The sequence below is a fragment of the Streptomyces sp. NPDC059010 genome, assembly GCF_042740355.1.
Classification (GTDB): Bacteria; Actinomycetota; Actinomycetes; order Streptomycetales; family Streptomycetaceae; genus Streptomyces.
This window is the reverse complement of the sequence record NZ_JBHYJA010000062.1, coordinates 34118-54950: the sequence shown is the minus strand read 5'-3', so window position 1 is coordinate 54950 and position 20833 is coordinate 34118. Positions and strand designations below refer to the sequence as shown.

Annotated in this window: 20 protein-coding genes, 1 tRNA gene and 1 pseudogene; 9 read left to right on the top strand and 13 right to left on the bottom strand. The window is 67.4% G+C overall.

From position 1 onward, the window contains the following. Window positions 1-108 precede the first annotated feature (108 nt). From ACFWYS_RS42060 to ACFWYS_RS42045, 4 genes are all read right to left on the bottom strand, one after another. Window positions 109-1164 carry a plastocyanin/azurin family copper-binding protein gene (locus ACFWYS_RS42060; RefSeq protein WP_384781466.1) on the bottom strand — a complete coding sequence of 352 codons (1056 nt, stop codon included), beginning with the start codon at window positions 1162-1164 and terminating at the stop codon, window positions 109-111. Window positions 1165-1212: 48 nt separating this feature from the next. Next, complete coding sequence (locus tag ACFWYS_RS42055) at window positions 1213-2526, bottom strand: copper resistance protein CopC (RefSeq protein WP_384781464.1); 1314 nt, start codon at window positions 2524-2526, stop codon at window positions 1213-1215. A 23-nt stretch (window positions 2527-2549) separates the two neighbouring features. After that, window positions 2550-3200, bottom strand: a complete 651-nt coding sequence (locus tag ACFWYS_RS42050; RefSeq protein ID WP_384781462.1) for a hypothetical protein — start codon at window positions 3198-3200, stop codon at window positions 2550-2552. Between the two features lie 720 nt (window positions 3201-3920). Beyond that, the gene (locus ACFWYS_RS42045; RefSeq protein ID WP_384781460.1) at window positions 3921-4265 is read right to left on the bottom strand and encodes an ArsC/Spx/MgsR family protein; all 345 of its coding nucleotides are present in this window, start codon (window positions 4263-4265) and stop codon (window positions 3921-3923) included. A 261-nt stretch (window positions 4266-4526) separates the two neighbouring features. Here ACFWYS_RS42045 and ACFWYS_RS42040 point away from each other — a divergent pair, with 261 nt between their 5' ends. Then, window positions 4527-4730 carry a cold-shock protein gene (locus ACFWYS_RS42040; RefSeq protein ID WP_384781458.1) on the top strand — a complete coding sequence of 68 codons (204 nt, stop codon included), beginning with the start codon at window positions 4527-4529 and terminating at the stop codon, window positions 4728-4730. A gap of 221 nt (window positions 4731-4951) precedes the next feature. Here the strand turns inward: ACFWYS_RS42040 and ACFWYS_RS42035 are convergent, their stop codons facing one another. After that, on the bottom strand, window positions 4952-5308 hold the full coding sequence (locus tag ACFWYS_RS42035; RefSeq protein ID WP_384781475.1) for a hypothetical protein: 357 nt from the start codon (window positions 5306-5308) through the stop codon (window positions 4952-4954). Between ACFWYS_RS42035 and ACFWYS_RS42030 the strand changes: the two genes are divergently transcribed. Together ACFWYS_RS42030 and ACFWYS_RS42025 are read left to right on the top strand one after the other, a co-directional pair. Beyond that, window positions 5207-5620 (top strand): hypothetical protein, encoded by a 414-nt coding sequence (locus ACFWYS_RS42030; protein WP_384781456.1) that lies wholly within the window; start codon window positions 5207-5209, stop codon window positions 5618-5620. The two genes, ACFWYS_RS42035 and ACFWYS_RS42030, sit on opposite strands and share 102 nt — an antisense overlap. 573 nt (window positions 5621-6193) lie before the next feature. Next, window positions 6194-6670, top strand: coding sequence for a hypothetical protein (locus ACFWYS_RS42025; protein ID WP_384781454.1), 477 nt, complete (start codon window positions 6194-6196; stop codon window positions 6668-6670). A 1-nt stretch (window position 6671) separates the two neighbouring features. Here the strand turns inward: ACFWYS_RS42025 and ACFWYS_RS42020 are convergent, their stop codons facing one another. The 3 genes from ACFWYS_RS42020 to ACFWYS_RS42010 all read right to left on the bottom strand — a co-directional run bounded on the left by ACFWYS_RS42020 (window position 6672) and on the right by ACFWYS_RS42010 (window position 11411). Continuing rightward, window positions 6672-7877 (bottom strand): IS110 family transposase, encoded by a 1206-nt coding sequence (locus ACFWYS_RS42020; protein WP_384781452.1) that lies wholly within the window; start codon window positions 7875-7877, stop codon window positions 6672-6674. A 249-nt stretch (window positions 7878-8126) separates the two neighbouring features. Then, complete coding sequence (locus ACFWYS_RS42015) at window positions 8127-10574, bottom strand: DUF3376 domain-containing protein (RefSeq protein WP_384781450.1); 2448 nt, start codon at window positions 10572-10574, stop codon at window positions 8127-8129. Between the two features lie 321 nt (window positions 10575-10895). Next, window positions 10896-11411 carry a hypothetical protein gene (locus tag ACFWYS_RS42010; RefSeq protein WP_384781448.1) on the bottom strand — a complete coding sequence of 172 codons (516 nt, stop codon included), beginning with the start codon at window positions 11409-11411 and terminating at the stop codon, window positions 10896-10898. Between the two features lie 419 nt (window positions 11412-11830). Here ACFWYS_RS42010 and ACFWYS_RS42005 point away from each other — a divergent pair, with 419 nt between their 5' ends. Beyond that, the gene (locus tag ACFWYS_RS42005; RefSeq protein ID WP_384781446.1) at window positions 11831-13024 is read left to right on the top strand and encodes a transposase; all 1194 of its coding nucleotides are present in this window, start codon (window positions 11831-11833) and stop codon (window positions 13022-13024) included. Between the two features lie 22 nt (window positions 13025-13046). On the opposite strand, the gene ACFWYS_RS42000 is transcribed toward ACFWYS_RS42005, so the two are convergent. The 4 genes from ACFWYS_RS42000 to ACFWYS_RS41985 all read right to left on the bottom strand — a co-directional run bounded on the left by ACFWYS_RS42000 (window position 13047) and on the right by ACFWYS_RS41985 (window position 16378). Then, window positions 13047-13120, bottom strand: a tRNA-Ala gene (locus ACFWYS_RS42000). Between the two features lie 315 nt (window positions 13121-13435). Continuing rightward, window positions 13436-13987, bottom strand: coding sequence for an EF-hand domain-containing protein (locus tag ACFWYS_RS41995; RefSeq protein WP_384781444.1), 552 nt, complete (start codon window positions 13985-13987; stop codon window positions 13436-13438). A gap of 259 nt (window positions 13988-14246) precedes the next feature. Next, entirely contained in the window at window positions 14247-14897 is a 651-nt protein-coding gene (locus ACFWYS_RS41990; RefSeq protein ID WP_384781443.1) for a hypothetical protein, read from the bottom strand. A 56-nt stretch (window positions 14898-14953) separates the two neighbouring features. Continuing rightward, window positions 14954-16378 carry an ISL3 family transposase gene (locus ACFWYS_RS41985; RefSeq protein ID WP_384781469.1) on the bottom strand — a complete coding sequence of 475 codons (1425 nt, stop codon included), beginning with the start codon at window positions 16376-16378 and terminating at the stop codon, window positions 14954-14956. Window positions 16379-16387: 9 nt separating this feature from the next. Here ACFWYS_RS41985 and ACFWYS_RS41980 point away from each other — a divergent pair, with 9 nt between their 5' ends. The 5 genes and pseudogenes from ACFWYS_RS41980 to ACFWYS_RS41960 form a co-directional block, all read left to right on the top strand. After that, window positions 16388-16648 (top strand): hypothetical protein, encoded by a 261-nt coding sequence (locus ACFWYS_RS41980; RefSeq protein ID WP_384781473.1) that lies wholly within the window; start codon window positions 16388-16390, stop codon window positions 16646-16648. Between the two features lie 271 nt (window positions 16649-16919). After that, window positions 16920-17165 (top strand): hypothetical protein, encoded by a 246-nt coding sequence (locus ACFWYS_RS41975; RefSeq protein ID WP_384781441.1) that lies wholly within the window; start codon window positions 16920-16922, stop codon window positions 17163-17165. A gap of 13 nt (window positions 17166-17178) precedes the next feature. After that, on the top strand, window positions 17179-18594 hold the full coding sequence (locus tag ACFWYS_RS41970) for a DUF692 family multinuclear iron-containing protein (protein ID WP_384781439.1): 1416 nt from the start codon (window positions 17179-17181) through the stop codon (window positions 18592-18594). Next, on the top strand, window positions 18591-19250 hold the full coding sequence (locus ACFWYS_RS41965) for a DJ-1/PfpI family protein (RefSeq protein ID WP_384781467.1): 660 nt from the start codon (window positions 18591-18593) through the stop codon (window positions 19248-19250). The genes ACFWYS_RS41970 and ACFWYS_RS41965 overlap by 4 nt, the downstream gene beginning before the upstream one ends. Window positions 19251-19523: 273 nt before the next feature. Further along, window positions 19524-19625, top strand: a pseudogene (locus ACFWYS_RS41960) (3-oxoadipate enol-lactone hydrolase); the annotation flags it as partial. A gap of 232 nt (window positions 19626-19857) precedes the next feature. On the opposite strand, the gene ACFWYS_RS41955 reads toward ACFWYS_RS41960, so the two are convergent. Then, complete coding sequence (locus tag ACFWYS_RS41955; RefSeq protein WP_384781437.1) at window positions 19858-20823, bottom strand: restriction endonuclease; 966 nt, start codon at window positions 20821-20823, stop codon at window positions 19858-19860. Window positions 20824-20833 lie beyond the last annotated feature (10 nt).

Sequence of the window (20833 nt, the reverse complement as noted above, 5' to 3'; positions counted from 1 at the left end):
CGCGGGCCATCCGGAGTCGTCGGTGGAGTACGTCCCCTACGAGGTCGCCGAGCCGGGGGCCGCCCCGCCCGGCCGGGCGCCCCCCCGCCACCTTGCTTCGCGCCCTGCTCAGCAGGAGTTGGTGAGGTAGTCCTCGGTGGGGGTGAGCATGTGCTCGGCCCAGACGGTGTGCATCTTCACGTAGGCGTCCGGGTTGAGGATGTCCGAGACCTGCTGGCCCAGGGACTCCTCCAGATGCGCCTTGTTGATGTGCTGCAGGAGCACGGTGAGGGTGTCGTCGCCGACGGAGCCGGCGCCGTTCACGGCCGGGGTGAGGATCGACTCCACCCAGACGGTGTGCATCTTGATGTAGCTGTCGAGCTGGAGCGCGTCCTGGACTTGCTGGCCCGGGGACTCCTCCAAGTGGGCCTTGTTGATGTGCTGGAGGATCGGCAGCAGGACCTGCTGGATGCTGACGCACTGCTCGGTGCCGCCGCCACCGCTCGCACCGCCCGAGCCGCTGCTCCCGCCGGTCGAGCCGCCGCTGGAGCCGCCGGAGCTCGATCCGCCCGTGCTGCCGCCGGTGGAGCCGCCCGCGGATCCTCCGGTCGAGCCGCCGCTCGTTCCGCCCGTCGAACCCCCCGTGGAGCCGCCGGTCGAACCCCCCGTGCTGCCGCCGGTGGAGCCGCCGCTGTCGGCGACCACGGTGATGGAGGCCGTCATGTCCGGGTGGACGGCGCAGTAGTACTTGTACGTGCCGGCCTTGGTGAAGGTGTACGACCAGCTGTCGCCCTTGTTCAGCGTGCCGGAGTCGAACTTGGCCGGACCGCTGGTGGTGGTGACCGTGTGCGGCGCGGAGTCCTCGTTGATCCACTTCACGGTCTGGCCGACCTTGACGGTCAGCTTCGGCTGGGCGAACTTGTAGTTCGTGATCTTGATGGTGTAATCGGCCGCCTTGGACTGCGCCGCCGCCGGCTGTGCCATCGAGTGGGCCTGCGCGGCCGGCTGCGCGGTGGCAGGAGCCGGGGCTCCGCTGGTCGTCTGGAGAAGCGCGAGGCAGCCCACGGAAGCAAGGGCCGCGCCCAGACCGGCCGTCATCAGTACCCGGTTGCCGCGCCGGGCGCGGGATCCGTGCCCTCGCTCTCGCCGCGCGCCGTCGGCGGATGCGGAGTCGTCAGTGCTCATAGGGGTGGTTCTCCTTCGAAAGGAACTGGTGGTACGGGGTGGCGCCGGTCAGCGGCCGGGGGCGGACGTGACCAGCAGACTCGTCGCGGCAAGGACGACGAGGACGAGCCCCGTCTCCGCCGCGACCGAGTAGACGAAGGGCCGGACGGTGGCGCGGTCGCCGCGCAGCAGAACGGCGATGTCGAGCCGGGTGCGCACCCAGCTCCGGCTGCGCTGGGCGCCCAGCAACACGGCGGCCAGCACGGCGAGTTTGATCAGCAGCAGCTGCCCGTAACCGGTGTCGAAGAGCGCGCTGAACGAGCCGACGACCTGCCAGGCGAGCACCGCTCCTGCCACCGCGATCGCCGCGACGCAGACGCCGGCCAGCGTGGAGTAGCCGGAGACGGCGGCCGAAAGTTCCTCCGGCCGACGCCGTGGCAGCACGCCGAACAGCAGGAAGGCGAGGCCGCCCAGCCACAGGGAGACGCCGAGCAGATGGACGAGATCGGCCACAGCACCCCAACCCGGGTGATTGCCCTCGGAGTTGTGGCCCGCCATGCCCGTCGTGCGCAGCAGGCCGAGGCTGACGGCGGCCGCGCCGACCCGCCAGCCCGGCGACCGCGCCGCCCGCTGGCCGCCCTGCATCAGCGCGGCCAGCACCACGGCTGCCAGCACCCACATCAGCGCCCGGCACGCGAGTACGACACCGACCTCGCTGTTCAGCAGGTCCATGTACGTGGACACCTTCAGCGCGTCGCCCAGCGGGCCCATCGCGCCGTACGCGCCCTGCAGTCCGGCGCCCGCCAGTGTGGCGACGAGCCCGGCCGCCCAGGACGCGGCCAGAATCCGGCGCGTCCTGCCGTCCTGGGAGCCCTGCGGCCACAGCATCGCCAAAAACCCGAGGCCGCCGACGAACAGGGCCAACGCCAGATAGTCCACCCAGCGCACGGCGACCCATGCCTGGCGCACGGCATCGGAAGGCGCGGGGGCCGCTGCAGCGGCCTCGTCGCCCCCGGCTGCCGGCGCGGAGTCGGAGGCACCTGCACCGATGGCGAAGGACAGGCTGCCGGAGGTCGGATGCCCGTCCTCTTTGTCAGTGACATGCCAATCCAGAGTCGAGCGGCCGGCCTCGACTGTGGCCTTGGGGATGGTCACGACGACGGATGACGCGCGCCGCTGCCCGGTGGCCGGCCGCCCGACGGTCAAGGGCTTTCCGTCCGCCGCCACGTGCACGTCGGGAAGGTCCACGGCCTCGCTGAAGGTGAGCGTCACCGTGCCGGGGGCGTGAGACAGCCGGGCGCCGTCCTTCGGGGATGAGGAGTCCAGTTCGGTGTGGGCGGACGCGGCGGGCGCGCTGACCAGTAGGGCCAAGAGAGCCAGCACAGCTGTCACCACAGCGCGAGTTCTCACCGCGTCAGCTCCGCAACCAGGGCCGGGTCGGACGCTACGCCGACGCAGATCCCCGTCGAATCAGCCGACACGGCCGCTGAGTCAGCGGCCGCGGACGGGGTGGGCGACGGGGAGCTTCCGCCCGTGAGACCACCGAAGCCGTCCAGAAGTCCGGTCACTGGAGTGATCACCCCATCGAGAAGCGGCTGCACCAGACGCACTTCGCCGTCCGCACAGGACTGCGAAGGAGACGGCGACGGAGCCGGGGAAGGGGGTGAGGAGGGAAGCGACGAGGGCGAGGGAGAGGACGACGGGCCGCCGGAGTGGCCTGGAAGATTGCCCGTGCTGCCGTGCCCGGCATGACCGCCGCCGGTGTCCTGCGTGCCGCTGCCCGCGGGCACGTCACCGACGGGCAGTGTCCAGGAACCGTCCGACGTCCCGCCCCCCGAACCGTCGGGATCGGTGCCGGTGGGGCCGGAGCCGCTCCGGTCGGACGGCGACGCGGGAGCCTCGGCGGCCGGAGGAGCGGCAACGTTCACGCTCTGGTCGGCGGGGGCGCCGATACCCGACGCGTATCCGAGGACGACGATCACCGCCGCGACGAGCGCGCCGGCCGCGAGCTCGTCGCGGTGGTCTCCTGGCCAGGACGCCCTGGCGAAGAAGGGCATGACTCCTCCTGACGACGGCACGCGCTGGCAATGCCGAAGAACGGGATCGCAATGCCAAGGAGTGGACCGATGCCAGGAGTCCATGTGGATACGCGCCAGTTAATGCGTCGTTTCTTTGCCTCACTTGCGTACAGTGGCACACTGTGAGAAGGGGCCTCACCGGTCGAATACGCGCATTACCATCCATGGAGGAATGGTGAATGCGAACAGGGTGGCCATTATTTCTTCACCGAATTTACTTGCCCGCAAATGCGGCCGTGCGCGCGGGGGTGCGGCGGACTCAGCAATCGGCTTCGGCTCTGGCTGCCCAGGCGGAAAGCGGGGAACGGTCTGGCCTGTCCTTGCGCTCCCCATCGACGATGATCAGCCGCCGGAGATCAGCAGCAGGAGGCTGGTGATGGTCAGGTCGACATCACCACAGCCGAGGCGGCCTCGGTGCCGATGCAGGCGCCGCGCAGCAGGCCGCGGGCGAGGAACGGCGCGACCATCGGAGCGACCGAGCCGACCATCGCCGAGCCGAACCCGTACGCGGCGACGACGGCCGTGAACGTTGTGTCGTCCAGGTGGGCGGTGTGTCAACCTCGGCGCGGTTGAATGGGACCCGGGTGGGGTCGGCCGATGCCACAAGGTCTCATCCCGCGGTGAGGTAGGCCGCTGAGCACTTCGGTGCGCTCGTCGCAAGCTTCGAGCGTTGCCAAGAGCAGCCGTCGGCCGGGCAACTCAGCCAAGAACCGACCGTACGGCTTCGGGCGATCTGCCCAGCACCGTTGTTCCGTCGTCCGCGGTGGTGATCGGACGCTGGATGAGTGTCGGGTGGGCGGTAAGGGCCTGGATCCAGCGGTCGCGGTGTGCGGCGTTTCGTTCCCAGCACGCCATGCCCAGTCGAGTTGCGGCTGGTTCCCCGGTGCGGGTGATGTCCCAGGGCTCCAGAGCGAGCCGTTGCAGCACATGCTCGAGTTCTTCCGCGGTCGGCGGCTGCTCCAGAAAGCGGCGCACCGTGTACTCGGCGCCCTCCGCGTCGAGCAGGGACAGGGCGGAACTGCATTTGCTGCAGGCATTGATCAAGAATCCGGCTGCCGGAGTACCGGGCGACACCTTTCCAGGTGCCGGGCTTACCTCGACATCCCGAGTGCTGATGCTGGCGCGTTATCGGTAGCGGCTGCCGCCGCGTCGTTATAGCGTTGTGATCAGCAGTCGTGGTTCCGAAGTTCCGTTCGCCCGTGATCGCCTCACGGGCGTTCTTGCTGTTCAGCGCCTCTCCGGACCAGGGCGATCACCTCCCGGTCGCGCAGGGCGCGGGCCCGGTTTCCCTCGAAGGAGTCAGCCATGGCCAAGGGCACTGTGAAGTGGTTCAACAGCGAGAAGGGCTTCGGCTTCATCGAGCAGGAGGGCGGCGGCCCCGACGTCTTCGCCCACTACTCCAACATCGCCAGCCAGGGCTACCGTGAGCTGCAGGAGGGCCAGAAGGTCGAGTTCGACGCCACCCAGGGCCAGAAGGGCCCGCAGGCGGAGAACATCCGCCCCGCCTGAGGCCCGCCTCGGTCAGGCCCGGCATCCCTTCGGGACGCCGGGCTTCGCCGACTGCCAGCTCAGCGCACAGAGCTTGACCGGGAACATGCACGTCAGCCGCCCGCGACTCTTCTCGCGGGCAGATGGGGCGGGAGCTTCAGGCCCCCGGCGGCGGTGACGATGGCGTCGGTGGCGAAGCCGAGGACGAGGCCCAGCAGGACGCACCAGGTGGTTCAGAACCTTCAGTGCGGCCTGCGGGCAACGGCCAACAGTTCGATGACCACGTGGAGGATCGACCCCGCGGCCAGGCCCAGGAAGGCGATCGACACGGTGTCGTTGACGATGTGCTGGCTGACCACGGTGCCGAGGAAGGTCGGACCGCCGCCGATCAGGCCGAGCAGTAGCAGCGTGGCCCATGAGGGGCGTTCGCCCTCGGCGGCCAGCGGGGCGACGATGCCGAACCCTTCGGTGGCGTTGTTTCGCTGCCGTCCGTCGCCATGGTGATCCTTGTCGCCGGCACCAGCGGTGTCTTCGGCAAGGTTCTGGTCCCCAGCGGCATCGGCAACGCGATCGCTGACGTCCCGCGCCGACCTGCCCACCGGTCAGCTTCGCTGGTGGCCCTGGCGATGGGCGCGGGCGCCCTCGCGCTGTCCCGCATCAACGACGCCGGGTACTGGATGTTCACCAAGCTTGTCGGAGTGGACCTGTCCCGCTATCTGCTGGCTCAGCACGTCCAGGTGCGCGGGGTGAACCGGCCCGACCGCACAGTCCGACGTCTGCTAGGGACGTCGAAGACCCGATCGATGCGCAGGCTGCTGCGTGGGCCGTGCTCAGTGGTCGCGCCAAAGCCCAGGCAAAATCCGGCGACGGTCCGGTGCACAGCGCCCGGACCGAGGCCATCGGTGAGGTAGCCGACGACGTCGGAGCCCGGGGCGCCGCCCTTGCGGCTGGCGACCCCTGATCGCGCCGCTCGCCTTCGTGTGCTGTTTGTGCTCGGCTGGGATCAGGTTCGGGGTGTTGCGTGAAGGGGATTGAGCATGTCCAGCGGTTCTGAGTGGTGGTGAGATGGAGGCGGGAGGATGGGCGGGTGCCGTCCCGGGCCCATGGTCTGACTCATGATTTCTCTGACCGATGTGTCTCGATCACACGGTGTCGGCCGGTGGTCGGGGATGGTGCGTTGTCGGTGCCGGGCCGGCGGGGTGTGTCCCGATAGGGGCCTGCCGATTGTTGTGGCGTCCTCACGATGCTGACCGCCCGACGCGGCCCGGTACCGGCAACGCGACGCGCCATCGGACCGGAAGGAACGGGCATGCCCAGATCGACCGTGGCCAGTACGCCGCCTGCTCCGCAGACCCGTCGTCGTCGCCCTACGGCGGAGGTGGTGCTGGGAGTGGATACGCACCGGTCCCGGGGGGGTGCCCCTATGTCTTTGGTCAAGGGAAACGAGGGTGCGTCGGGGTAGGGGAGCCAGGCAGCATGGCGGGGTGTCTGATCTGCTGTGGGATGACGTGAGTTCTCTCTTCGACCCGGACTTGATGGGGTCGCTGCCGGACGTGCGTGTCCCGGATGTCTCGGTGGAGGGCTGGCAGGCGGTCCTTGATCTTGTCGCGGAGAAGGGCTGGAAGTGCCAGTACTCGGAGGGAGAGACGGTGCTTCCGGTGCCCCGGGCGGAGGTCGTGCTGTCCCGCCCGGTGGATGCCGAGTGTCCGAACCTGCGGGTCTGGCCGACTGCTGACGTGCTGGCGATCTTCCGCTTCCTTGACGACGGGGTCGTCGACTTCGACGTCGATCTGCGGGAGTTGCAGGGGCAGGAACGACTCGATGTGTTGTGCGGCTTTCTCCGGGAGATCGGTCGGCGGTTGGGCAGACCGGTGCTGATGGACGGGGAGGGTGCCTATGGCCATCCGATCCTCGGCTTCGATGTCGAGACTGATCGAGTCGTCCTTCTCATGGAGCCGTAGGTCAGGCGGCTGAGCCCGATTGCTGGGGTTCGTAGAAGGTGCCGTCGCGGAGCATGGCGAAGAGGACGTCGGCCCGGCGTCTGGCGAGGCAGAGCAGGGCCTGGGTGTGGTGTTTGCCCTGGGCGATCTTCTTGTCGTAGTAGGCCCGCGAGACCAGGTCGCCCAGGGCGGCGAACGCAGCGAGAAAGAAAGCTCGTTTGAGCTGCTTGTTTCCCCTCCGGGAAGGCTGTTCTCCGCGGATCGAGGACCCCGAGCTCCGGGTCGCCGGGGCGAGACCCGCGTAGGCGGCGAGGTGGCCGGCCGTCGGGAAGGTGCTGCCGTCGCCGACCTCGATCAGGATGCGGGCTCCGGTCCTGACACCGACTCCTGGCATCGAGGTCAGGACGTTGGAAAGAGGGTGGGCCTCCAGCAGTTCCTCGATCCGCCCGGCCAACAGCTTGCGTTGGTCGAGGACGGCAGTCAGGGATGTGGCGAGGCTCGGGACGATCAGCGCGGCCGCTTCAGTTCCGGGGACCGTCACCGTCTGCTCGTCCAAGGCGGCGAAGATCTCCTCGACCAGCCGCTCGGCCATCCTCGGCGCCTTCGGCCGCAGCAGCGTGACCAGCCGCCGTCGGCCGGCCTTGCGTATCTGGGCCGGTGACCCGAACCGTTCCAGCAGTGTGAGAACGGCTGGGTGCTGCAACCGCGGCCCCAGCACCCGTTCCAGCGAGGGATGGATCTGGGTCAGCAGGCCGTGTAGCCGGTTCGCGACCCGGGTGGCCTCGCCGGCCAGGTCGTCATCGAACCCGACGATCATCTCCAGCTCGGCGATCGTCTCGTCCTCGCCCTCGATCGCCCGCAGCGTGTGCGGCATCGCGCGGGCCGCGTCCGCGATGATGAACGCGTCCTTCGCGTCCGTCTTCGCCTCACCCGGATAGAGGTCGGCGATCCGCCGCATCGTCAGTCCCGGGAGATAGGCGACCGGGCAGCTCATGTCCCTCGCGACCGCCAGCGGCAGGCCCCCGATTGAGGCCGGCTGGTCGACGACGACCAACACCGTTCCGTGCTTGGCCTTCAGTTTCGCGAACAGCTCGCGGAGCTTGGGTTCGGTGTTGGGCAGGCGCTTGTCGAACGCCTTCTTTCCGCCTGGGGTGACGGCGGTGGCGTGGTGTTCGCCCTTGCCGACGTCCAGGCCGAGGAAGACGTCGATGTCGCCGGTGTCGATCACGCGCAGGCCCCTCCATCACGCTTTCGTCCGGCCTTGCCAGGGCACCGAGCTGCCACATCCACGTTACGGAGAGCTCTTCCAGCTCGGGTGAAGCCGGTGCTCAAGCCCCTCATCAGCGGTCCGTCGATGCCTTCGGACCCGGTGACACCACCCCCCGGATCATCAACAACAGGAGGGGGAAGTCATGCCGGACCCGAAGGCCGGAGGCTCCACTGCGGAGCCGCGAAGAAGGTAACGGGGGGTGCCGGTTCAGACCCGGGTTAGCAAGGCAATGGCAGTGCCGACCACGCCAATGACCATGAAGCCGAGCACGGCTCCGACAGCAAGGACCAGCAGCAGCACAGAGCGCAATGTAGCCCGGACTGCTTTCGCCGCCTCCTTCTGCACGGTCTTCGGGTCGTCGAGGTAGGCGCGCCACGCGGCACGGCGGGTGCTGCGGGTCAGCCACCGGGCCCACCAAGGGAGCCGCAGCAAGGCGAGCGCGGCATCCATCACGCCGTGAAGCGCCTGCGCCCCCGAATTCGTGGCTGCGATCTCCCTGAGTAGCACATTGTCCTGTGGTTGCTTGAGCTGTTCCAGGTGACCGCGCATCCACTCCCGCGGAGGGGGGCCGTCCTGGGGGGCTTCAGCTCGTAGGATGGCGTCGTGCAGCTCTCTTTCCCTGGCCCGCTTCCCTTTCATGGTCATGGGGAAGAGGCTCAGTAGGTGATGGGCAGCGTCCATGCGTCCCCACGCGAAGTCCGACCTGCGCCAGGCGGAGCTGAGGAATGCTCCAAAGTGCTGGAAGCGCACACCGTAGAGCTTGCGGTCACCGATGCTGGCGAACCGGTCCTCGTTGAACAGGGGACTGATGGCGTCGGGGCCTAGCCGCAGGAGGCGGAAGTCCGGCATCAGTCGTTCGACCATCTTCGACGGCGGAGCGTAGGCCCGGGTGACCACTTCCACCGTCAGACAGGCGGTGACGACGTCTGCAGCCCGCCGCCAGCCCGGCAGATCGGCTTCTTCCAGCGCCGTCACATACCTGTCGCCACCTGTCCTTGCGACATCGGCGAGTTTCTCCGGGACCCGTAGATCCGCAAATACCTCCTGCAAGAGGCGGGCAGCCACCTCGTCAGCGGTGTCGGAGCCCGGCGGATGGCGGAGCTGTAGTTGAGCGTCGACCGCATCAAACAGGGCGAGCACCTGGCGGGTAAGCTCGCTGATGGCCTCGGCACCGCTGATCAGCGCCTGCCGTCGATGCGTCGACGACGAGACTTCGGCCAGGCGGTGGTGGAGATGGCTGCTCATGCACTGAAGGGCTCGTTCACAGGTGAGCAACCCCCAATGCCACGCGCCGCCGCCGTACGGATTGGTGAGTTCCCTCGCGGCCATCTCGGGCACCCAGTTGGCCTCCTCGTTGACCTCCTGCTGCAGCCCGAACAAGACTGCCTCAATGCGGTTGATGTCCGCCTCTGGTGTAGTTGCTAGGGGAATCACCGTCTCGGTATCGGCGAGCTTCTTGCGGACGTCGTAGAGCACGGCCCGTGCCCGGTTGAGGCGGAAGTCCGGCAGCAGTTCCAACGCTCTAGTCTGCAGTTGTTGCGCCAGGTCCGGGTGCTTGCTCGCGCGAGCGAACAGGTCCTGCTGGGTGTCGCGGATGCTGTTACCCAGGCGGGTGCATAGCTCCTCAGTGCTTGACCGGAAATCAGCCTCCTGCGGGTACCGGACCGCGTTCAACAACACTTTGGACCAGGAGATTTCGTCGCACTTGTTCCCGGTGGTGCTCTCCGCGCCGAGGCGTCCCACAGACGGGACGATGAAGACCACCACTCGGTCGACCGGCGCGTTCAGCCTGCGCTTGTTGATCGCCTCCAAGACGGGCTGGAACGGCGCATTATCGAGGACACCACCATCGATGACACAGCTGGCGGGGTCGTTGTACCCAGGCTTCGGAAGCTGGCGGTGCCTGACCAACGGCTCTTCATTCACTGGTGAGAACGCCACGGGAAAGCCGGCAGTCGCACGTGCCGCCAGCACCAGTGCCGGGGTGTTGTCCGCTGCGAAGTCGTCCAGCGGCTCGGTCCTGAATCCCCAGTCCCTGCCTTGCTTGGTGTAGGTCACAGCAGCTGGCTGATACTGGAAGCGGTAAAGACGGCGATGGTCGCGTACGTCGAACGCATTCCGGTAGCCGTCAGTGTACGAACGCGAGCGACCGTCCAACGCGGTGGCGGTCACGAACAGTGTGACCTCCTGCCGCTGATCCATCAGGTTCGTGCGCTCACCAATGTGTTGCAGGACATCATCGATCTTCTCTCTGAACGACTCCCCGCTCAACACGCTCGTCTCTGACTTCGGCTCCAGCAGCCCCTCCAGCGCTGCAGACTTCTCCCACACGCTACGCAGATCGGGCAGCCCGGCTCCGCGGCCGAGGGCGGTAGCCAAGATCAAGCCATTGAGTCCGCCTGCCGAGGTTCCCGCCACGATGTCGATCAGCACTTTCGTGTCGGCGGACTCGGTAATTGATCGCCAGATCCGGAACACCGGCCGGTCAACGTCGGCCACGGACTCCTCGGGGACACCGCTTGACGCCCGGCACAGGAGATCGAGTTCATGGGTGACCCCTCCCATCCACACCGCGAGGCTTACGCCGCCGTTCATCACCAAGGCGAGGCGCGTCTCGCGCCGGGGTCCGAGTACAGGGTTGGTCGGGGTGGCCATGAGGGCAACGTAAGACGTCTTAACGCCGGTCATGCCCTGGCAAAGCACCTATGCATCTGTCGGGCACAGAGTTTCGCTCGAACGGAACAGCCGATTCATCCGGGACCACTCCAACTGATCAAAGGCAAGCCTTTTCGACCGGAGCCCAAGTCGCAGAAACGTCCCGTTCATGAGGTCCGTCAGCTTGCTGACCGACCCCTTGTGGCTCCATGGCCGGGCGCGCTGAGGACGGCGACGCGGCAGCCACGGCCGGTCTTTCCCAGGCCGTGAAAAGAAATCTGGGAGACGAAGGGCCCGCGCGGCACGTTGCGGTCAGGTCACTCACTCTGTGGATCCGGCCGGTGCGGCGGGGAAGTGTCGCTCCAAGATCTTCGCCCATCTGTGCGAGGTGATGTGGCCGCCGTCCGCCTTCAGCCTGTCGGCCTGGGCCTGGACGAGGTTGGTGAGTGCGGCGACGAATGGCGCGGCCTCGGTGCCCTCGGCGAGGGGGGCTGCAGCCTCTCGCAGCCTCTGCTGTGCGGCAGCGAAACGGTGCTGGGCCCGGGCTTCCTCTCCCTGGACGCTACGGCGGATTTCATCGAAGGTTGGATCATTCTTGTATGAGGACTCCTCAACGAGAGTGAGCAACCGCTGTGCGTTGTCCCGTTCGTGTGCTTTCTCGATCTGCCCGTGTTGGGTGACATAGACGAGCTGGTTCCACAGCACGCTGTCGATCGCGGGACGAACTCCATTCGGCAGGCTACCGGTCGCGATCAGCGAAGTGATCAATCCGATGCCTACGCTGCGGTTCTGCGTGCCCCCCGTCAGGTAACCCATCCCGCGGACCAGGGCATCCATCTGCCACTGCCGGTCGCGAGCCAGGGCGTCCGTTTCCCATTGCCGGACACGGGTGTCCAGATCCGTTTGCCACTGCCCGACGCGAGTGTCCGGCGCGCAGTTCGCCGCGGCGTTGTGCGTCCGTGCGGTCAGATGTTGTTGCCCCCTGCGCCTTCAGCGGTTCTTGGGCGCGGCTCATGGCTCTTACCTGCGCTTTCCCGCTGATGTTCCGAGCGGTGGACGAAGTGTTGTTCTCCGGCTGAGGGTCCGTCGGTTCGCCTGCGAGAACTCGGGCTGCGCACGCCGTACCTTCGTCGAGCAGATACCCGGCCTGACACGCCGACACGGTCAGAAAACCGAGCGGCTGCGCTCGACCCTGGCCGCGGTCGGTCTGGGCCCTCGCGGGCCGGGCCGGGGCCCGCATCGCCCGCGTTCTCGGCGTGTCCGTCAGCCGCAGCACGGTGCTCCGGCTGGTCGACGCTCTTCCAGAGCCCGAGGTGGCCGCCCCGCGTGTGGTCGGCGTCGACGAGTACGCCACTCGCAAGGGCCGCCACTACGGGACCGTCCTGGTCGACATCGAGACCCGCCGCCCCGTGGACCTGCTGCCTGACCGGGAGGCATCCAGCCTGGCGGCCTGGCTCGCCGAACGGCCAGGCATTGAGGTCGTCTGCCGGGACCGGGCACCGTTCTTCGCCGAGGGCGCCGCCGCCGGCGCCACGCAGGCCGTCCAGGTCGCGGACAGGTGGCACCTCTGGCACAACCTGAGCGAAGCCGCCGAACGGGCCGTCGCCCAGCACCGCCGCTGCCTCCGTGCCCTTGTCCCTGCCGCCCCCGAACCGGAGCCGGAGCCAGGCCCGAAACAAGAGTCGTCCAGTTCACCCTGGCCTACCGGGCACCGGTTCGCCGACCGCACCCGGGCCCGGCACGCCGCCGTCCACGCACTGGTGAAGGCCGGGCACAGCCACCGCTCGATCCAGCGACAACTCGGCATGACCTGGCGGACCGTCAAGAAACTCGCCGACGCAGCCCGGCCTGAAGAACTCTTCACCGGCCAGTGGCAAAGCCGGCCCTCCGTCCTCGACGACTACAAGACCTACCTCGACGACCGCTGGAACGAGGGCTGCACCAACGCCTGGAAACTGTGGGAGGAGATCGTGCCGCTCGGTTACAAAGGCAGCTACCAGCGCGTCCGCGCCTATCTGCGCAACAAGCGCACCTCGCCGCGGCCGGTGACCGCCCGGCCACCCTCGCCCCGGACGGTCTCCCGGTGGATCCTCAGCCGCCCGGAGACCCTCTCCGAGCCCGAGCAAGTCCAGCTCAAGACTGTCCGCACTCACTGTCCCGAACTCGACGCCCTCACCCGGCACGTCCGCTCCTTCGCGGTCATGCTCACCGAGCGCCAGGGCGAGCGCCTGCCAGCCTGGCTCGACGCCGTTCGCAAAGACGACCTTCCCAGCCTCCACACGCTCGCCGCAGGCATCGACCGGGACCGCGACGCTGTCATCGCTGGCCTGACTCTGCCCTGGAACTCCGGAGTCGTCGAAGGACATGTCAACAGGATCAAGATGCTCAAACGCCAAATGTTGGGCCACGCAGGCTTCCAACTCCTACGGAAACGTGTCCTGCTGGCATGACCGAAATACTGGCGGGGTGGGATGGGGCCGGCCGGATTCGAACCGGCGTCCTCCCACATGCGGTGAAGGCGCGACAACCACTGCGCTACGAGCCCCAGCCCGCCCAAGATCATACGAGCACCCGCCCTCCACTGCTCTGAATTTGCCCAAGCCCACGGGGCACTCAGCGTGACGGCGCCACAAAACCTGAGTGAGAACCTCGGGTTGGGAGGCGCTGAAGCCGTATCGCAATCGAACGCGGCCTGCGGACCGGGCTCGGACGACGATGCCCTTACTGCCCAGAGCGGTCCGGGTCCGGAGCACCAACCACGGTTCCGGACCCGGACCGCCTACCGGTACCACGCGCGTAAGGGCTGCCAGGCGAGGGTCAGGCCGTCATCCTGCTGCCGTGCCAGGCGGCAACCCCGCGTGTCAGACGGACAGGCGTCCGAAGAACAGACTGCCTGGGGCGTCCAGGTCCGAGGAGTAGAAGAACTCCCTGACCGCGCGGATGAACTCCTGCCGGCTGATCGCTCCGTCACCGTCGGTGTCCAGCTGCGCGAACACGTCCATCGCGGCGGGATCGGTCATGTTCCAGACGTCCAGGTACTTCTGGAACTCGGCCTTGCTGATGGTGTTGTCGCCGTCGGTGTCCATGATGTCGAAGATGGCGTGCGGGATGCCCTCGACCATGTTGAAGCGGCTGGTGTCCACGCTCGCCGCGCGGCTGGCGAAGTGGTACTGCTCCTTGGAGAGGCGGTTGTCGCCGTCCGCGTGGCGCAGCAGCTCTGCCCACTGCATCTGGTACGAGATCAGCAGCGCCTGTGCCCGGAGGTCGCGCTTGTCGATCTTGTAGCCGGTGAGGTAGCGGTCGACGAGGCGCTGGTAGTCGCTCCAGTCGACGTAGCCGTCACCGTCGGTGTCGGTGGCGGCGAACATCTGGTCCAACTTGATGCTGATCGGGTCAGTGGTGGCGGTCGCCATGATTGCCCTTTCGTGGGAGGGATGTGGTGGTGCGCATCGGCACACCCGCCCCGAAGCTAGACCCAAGATCATCAGAAGGGGCTGTTAAAGGCATATACCATCAGAAAATTCGCACAATGATGTGAACACCCCTCGTGACCGGTGTGGTCCTGGGCAGATCGGGTATCGACTTGGGCCCCTTCGCCTGGTGGCCACATCCGAACATCGCCTGCCGCCGGTGCTGCTCAAAGTCGGGCTCTGGCACAGATTTCGTGATCGGTTACGGTGCGTGTTGGCCACTGGTACCCGGCAGTGGTGCACTGATGGTCAGATCTTCGTCGAGTCTGGCTACCAGGTCCTCGGCGAGAGTCGGAACATGGCGTGTGGCCCACTGCTTGGTCAGAGAGAGAAAGCCTTGCAGTCCCTCCTGCACGGTATGCAGGATCCCCGGTAGGTCACCCACCACGATCTCGATGGGCTGCCCGGAAGGGGTTCCTTGAGCGTCTACGCTGTCCGGCCACAGCTGCACGACCTCGTTGGCATGCTCAAGCCTTGGTGAAGGGTCATGGCCGAGCCACAGGGGCTCTCCGTCTGCGACGTGGAGCCACTCGCGCCAGTCCTCCAGCCCACAACAACATCCTGGCCGGACGGTGACGTTGGTAGGGGTGTCGTGGACGCGCAGCCCTCCTGGTGCGATGACTTTGTCTGTCTCCAGCAGGCAGCGAATCGTCTCACTGGCGTCCATCAAAGGGCGATCGTCGTCACCTGTCCGCGAGTTGTAGTCAGCCAGCATGGCCAGCGCGCTGCCGACTTCGAGCGGGGACATACTGCTCGACAGAGCCATGAACTGGTACGGAGGCAGGTCAGCCACCGGCCAGAAAGAGAAGTCAACGGTGTCTGGGGTTTCCAGGACGGCATTCACGATCAACACCGCGTCATTCTCGCCTGGTGCGGTTCAGCCCGCTTCGCAGTTTCTCCTGGGGCTCATCACGCGAAGAGAACGCGCTTCCGGAGGAGGTTGAAGCCGGCGCGGCCGAACATCTGGCGCTTGAGCATCTTGATGCGGTTGACGTGCCCTTCTACGACTCCGGAGCTCCAGGGCAGGGTGAGGCCGGCGGCGACGGCGTCACGGTCGCGGTCGATGCCCGCGGCGAGGGTGTGGAGACCGGGCAGGTCATCTTGGCGGACGGCATCGAGCCACTCGGGCAGCCGGTGGCCCTGTCGCTTGGTGAGGATCTGGGCGAAGGAGCGGACATGTCCGGTGAGGGCTTCCAGGTCGGGGCAGTGGGCCAGGACGGCTTTGAGCCGGAGCTGTTCGACCTCGGAGAGGGAGTCGGGGTGGCGCAGGATCCAGCTGGCGACAGTGCGGGGTGAGGGCTGGGGTGCGGTAACCGGGTCGGCTGAGAGGCGCTTGGTGCGGAAATAGGCGCGAACTCGCTGGTAGCTGCCTTTGTAGCCGAGAGGCACGATCTCCTCCCATGCCTTCCAGGCGTTGGTGCAGCCCTGGTTCCAGCGGTCGTCCAGGTAGGGCCTGTACTCGTCGAGAACGGAAGGGCGGCCCTGCCACTGGCCGTGAAAGAGGTCCTCCGGGGTAGTGGCGTCGGCGAGGAGTTTGACCGTGCGGTAGGTCATGCCGAGCTGGCGTTGGATCGCGCGGCGGCTGTGGCCGGCCGCCAGCAAAGCGTGGACAGCGGCATGGTTGGACCGGGTTCTGTCGGCGAACCGGTGGCCCGTCGGCCACGGTGAGCCAGTAGGGTCGGCCGGCTCTTCCGGTTCCCTGACCTGCCTGGGCGGCTCGGGTGCGGTGCCTCGCAGGCACTCCCGATGGTCGGCGACGCACCGTTCGGCGGCTTCACTGAGGTTGTGCCACAGGTGCCAGCGGTCCGCGACCTGCACCGCTTGAGGTGCCCCGACGTTGGCGCCTTCGGCGAAGAACGGGGCCCGGTCCCGGCAGACGATCTCGATGCCTGGCCTCTTGGCAAGCCAGGCGGCCAGGCTCGATGCCTCCCGGTTTGGCAGCAGGTCAACCGGCCGTCGTGTTTCGACGTCGACCAGCACCGTGCCGTAGTGCCGCCCTTTGCGCGTCGCGTACTCGTCGACGCCAACCACTCTCGGGGCTGGCAGATCCGGTTCGGGCAGCGCCTCGACAAGCCGCAGCACCGTGCTGCGGCTGACGGACACTCCAAAGACGCCAGCTATCCGAGCTCCCGCCCGGCCGGCCAGGGCGAGGCCGAGCGCCGCCAGCGTCGAACGCAGACGCTCGGTCCACCGGCCGTACCTCCGAGTCAATCCCGGCACCTGCTCAACGAACGTCCGTCGCCCGCACGAAGCGACCAGGCAGGCGAAGCGGCGGACCCGCAGACAGAGCACCACCCGGCGCCCCGCGCTGGGAACATCCGCAGGAAAGCGCAGGTAGGAGCTATGAACCCGGATCGACCAGTTTCCGCAACCCGAACCACCGTAGTGGCACAGCTCTGCTCGGACACCGAACTCGAGATCGGCCCCAAGGTCCAGGCCAGCTCCGGTACCGACGGCAACCGCTTCCACCTGAGTGCCTCCGCCGTGTTCGGCGCCGGCAATCCGGGCAGCGTGTTCCTGTCGTGGGCGGACATGGCGGACGGCGGCGACACGACCATCCGCGGCAGTGTCCTCACCGCCAGCCCCGGCGGGCTTTCTTCTTAGCCGGTGTCACCGCCGCAGCCCTTGCAGGTCCACCGTGCCGCCTCCGTTCGGCGCGCAGGCTCTTCCCTGGACTGCCGTCACTAGTCAGGCCCGCCGGGAAAGGCGGTACGGGCCCTGGCCGCACCACGTCCGGGGGCCCTGGGGCACCCTCACCCGGGTGCACCTGCGCGCCTCCTCGTGAGGTGTCGGGGCATCCCTGCATGATGCGGAGCGGCCCTCCAAGCGCCGAGGGCGGCCGCACACGACAGGACTCGACTACAAGGAGACTCCCATGCCGAACAACACGCTGGCTGGACCGGTGCCGGACCCGTGGCTGGCGGCGGTCAACGTCACGGTGCCGGTGTCCGTGGCCAACGACCTGGACAAGATGCAGGGTGTGATCAAGGACGTGATGACGCAGCTGGGGTGCCCCACGTGCCACTCAGGGAGAGACCTCCGCATCACTATCGCCCGCGACTTCGTGGTGGATCCGGACGGCCAGGTCCAGCCGGCGGTCACTGTCCCGTTGACCCGCTGACCCAGGGCCCGCCGTGACGAGACTAGGGGTGGGGCTCACCTACGTACCCGGTCTCGACCACATCCTCCACGAGGTTGCCGACCTGCTCGACGTCGTCGAGATCGAACCGCAGAGCCTGTGGCGGGTCCGCGGAGAGGGCGAGATCTCGGTCGACGAGGACGTGCTGGGACGGCTTTCGGACCTTCCCGGCGCGCGGCTGCTGCACGGGGTCGGTAATCCGGTCGGCGGCTCCTGCCTTCCCGACCCACGGCACACGGCCCTCTTCGGTGAGCTGGCCGAGAGGCTGCACGCGCCGTGGGCCAGTGAGCATCTCGCCTTCAACCGGGTGGCGGACCGGAGGAGTTGGTTCCACACCGGATTCATGCTGCCGCCCTGCCAAACGGAGGCGGGCGCCCACGCCGCCGCCCGGTCCATTCGCACCATGGCCGATGCGCTTCCGGTGCCCCTCGCCGTGGAGATCGGCGCGAACTACCTCCGGCCGCGGCCCGGCGACCTGTCCGACGGCGCGTTCGTCAGGCGGGTCGCCGAGGAGAGCGGCTGCGGTCTGCTCCTGGACCTGCACAACGTCCTGGCCAACGAACGCAACGGCCGCGGCAGGGTGGACGATCTGCTGGCCGACCTGCCCCTCGACCGGGTGTGGGAGGTGCACCTGGCCGGCGGTTCCGAGTACCGCGGGTACTGGCTGGACTCCCATTCCGGGCTACCCGACGACGATCTGCTCGCGCTCGCCGACCGGATCCTGCCGCGGCTGCCGGCCCTGCGCGCGGTCCTGTTTGAGGTGACTCCCTCGGCCGTACCGGATCTCGATGTGGGCGCCGTCCGCGAACTGCTCGTGGTGATGAGGGAGATGTGGCCCCTGCAGACCGCCCTTGCACGGCTGTCGCCGCCGCCTCCGGCCGACATTCCGCACCCAACCAGACAGGAGACGACCGCCCCATGCGACTGGGAACTCGCGCTCGGCAGTCTGGCCGTCGGCCGCGATCCCGGAACACCGCTGGCCCAGGAGCTGGTGACCGACCCGGCGATCGGGCTGCTCCGGGACTTGGTCGCCGAGTTCAGGGGCAGCGCGCTCACGGGCACCCTCCGGTACACGATGCGGCTGCTGTTCCTGACGCTGGGACCGGTCGGTATGGGCGAGTTGCTAAGTGGCTACACGCGTTCGTGCACGCCGCGCCTCTTCGCCTCCGAGGAAGCGTTCGCGTTCGCAGACCACCTGCTGGAGGCCCCGCCGCCCGTACCCTGGCTGACGGACGTCGTCCAGCTCGACCTCGGCCTCCTCCGCGCGCGACTCGACGGCTCACCCTGCACCGTCGATCTCCGCACCGATCCCACCGCGCTCCTGACGGATCTGGGAGCCGGGCGGCTACCGGTGGAGCCGCCACAAGGCCACTTCCGTGTCCGCCTCGTCGACGACGCCGCACCCGCCTGACCGGGTACGAGGCTTCGCGCAGCCGCGGGCCGGATCGGCGCAAGCTTTTCAAGCTCTTCGAGCCGCTCGACGCCATCGGTCCGTACGAGCTCCTGGCGAACGTCCCCGACGCCCAGGTGCGCTTCGTCGCGCCCGAACCGGGGCGGATCGTCGACGTGCTGGGCGCCATGTGGGTGGACGTGCCCACCCGGTACACGGAGGTCGAGTCCTGCGACGTGCTGCTCGTCCCGGGCGGTGCGGGGGCGCGACTGATGCTCAACAACACGGAGTTCATCGACTGGGTGTGGCGGATTCACGAGACGACCCGCTTCACCACCTGGGTCTGTACCGGGGCGCTCATCCTCGGGGCAGCGGGGCTGCTCAAGGGGCAGACCGCGACCACCCACTGGCTCGCGATGGACGACCTGGAGACGTTCGGCGCCACCTACACCGCGGAACGCGTCGTCTGGCATGACAAGATCATCACCTCAGCCGGGATCTCCGCCGGTATGGACCTGGCCCTGGGGCTGTGCGCGTTGCTGAGCGACGAACTCACCGCCCGGGCCATGCAGCTCCTCACCGCGTACGACCCCCAGCCGCCGTACGACAGCGGCTCCTTGGCCACGGCGACGCCCGAGGCCGTGGCCCGGGCCCGGGAGCTCGCCAGCGGCGGCTGAGCCCGCTCAGCCCCAGCGTGGGCGCGGCAGCCCAGTTTTGGCCATCAGCTCCCACCTCGTAGGACCCGCGTGCCGGCCCCTCCACAGGGAGTCCGCAATGAGTTCGCCGAGTTTCTTCACCCAGGCCGGGAACTTCGCCAGCGTGGTGGCAGGCGGAGTCGACCCGCGTACCGGCCAGTTCACTGCTCGGATCACAGTCTTCCACCTAGTCAAACAGCTACAGTCAGGACCCCACTCATAGGGGCTGTCGTGACAGATGAGAGGGTCGGGCGGGTGAGTGAGACACCGATGAACACCCTGCAATACCGCTTTGACGGGCCAGAAGACGCCCCGGTCCTGATCCTCGGTCCCTCACTGGGTACCACATGGCACATGTCGTAGAAACCGTCTCTGGGCGTCCAGCTGGTCCAGGGCGGCCGCGTAAGTCCAGGTCGGAGCCCTGTGGCACGCAAGCATCCATGGGGCTCGTGACACCGACGTGACAGATGCGCAGCGGATTCCCTGTGTGCAGCGACGGTATGGGGGGAGCACCTTGCCATCGGCATTGGGCCAACGACTGCCCGGGTGGACGCTGTGCGCTTGAGTGATCTGATGGCGCGTAGGGTGTTCAGAAATCGGAGCCCAGCACGGCGAGAGGGCGACGTTCGAGCTGCGCGAAGCGGACCTTTTCGCGCAGCCAGGCCACAACATCACCTTGCCGTTCGAGCAGGAGAACGAGTTCCCGGAGTTCGGCCAGGACGATCACTCGCTGGTTCAGTGCGCGTTCGCTCTCTTCGATGGCCGGCCCGGTGAAGCCAGATGCAGAGATGAATAGGGCGCGGACTTCCGAGCGCCCGTACACCCGTACCAGGTGGCGGCTCATCGCGTTGATCTCGACAGGCTCACCCCACCACTTGATCTCTACGAGGTACGCGGATCCGTCGACTTCGAGGGCGCCGTCGATCTGTTCAACGGGATGCCCCTCCTCGCTGCGCAGCGTGAAGGATTCCCTGATCAAGATGCCTTCGGTCGCGAACAGGTCGTTCAGCACGCCTTCCAGGGCGGTGCCTCGCTTTTTTGGGTTGTCTTCGTTGAACAGATCGTTGAGTCGGTCTCGGAGTGCTTGAAACCTTGCCTTCCGTCGAGCAAGGCGCTCAAGCTCGCTTGTGCGTGCTTTGATGCGAGCTGCTCGCTCTTCATCATGCGCCTGGCTCATCCGCGTGAATGAGTCCTTGACGTTCACGAGTCGTCGCACGCTTGCTTGTAGCCCCTGGGCCGGGAGACGGTCGTCCGGCCACAGTGTGGAGAAGTCCTCGAATTCGATCGTTCGTTTGAGGATCTCCCTGCGAACGCCCAAGCCTGCGTCGCCCTGTTCATTGATCCGGCTGAGTACGGCACGAACGATCTTGTACTTGCTGACTGCTGACTTGTCCGCGGCGAGCTGGTGTCGATGGGGCGCGAGAAGGTCTTCGCTGACGCCAGCGCCCCGCAAGAACCCAAGGACCCCCTCTTTGCTCCGATTAAGCCGGGGCACCAGTTCGATCAGCAAATCCAAAAGCTCAGGCGGCCAGTGGTAGGCGTCGTTGTGGGCCACTCGTCATCTA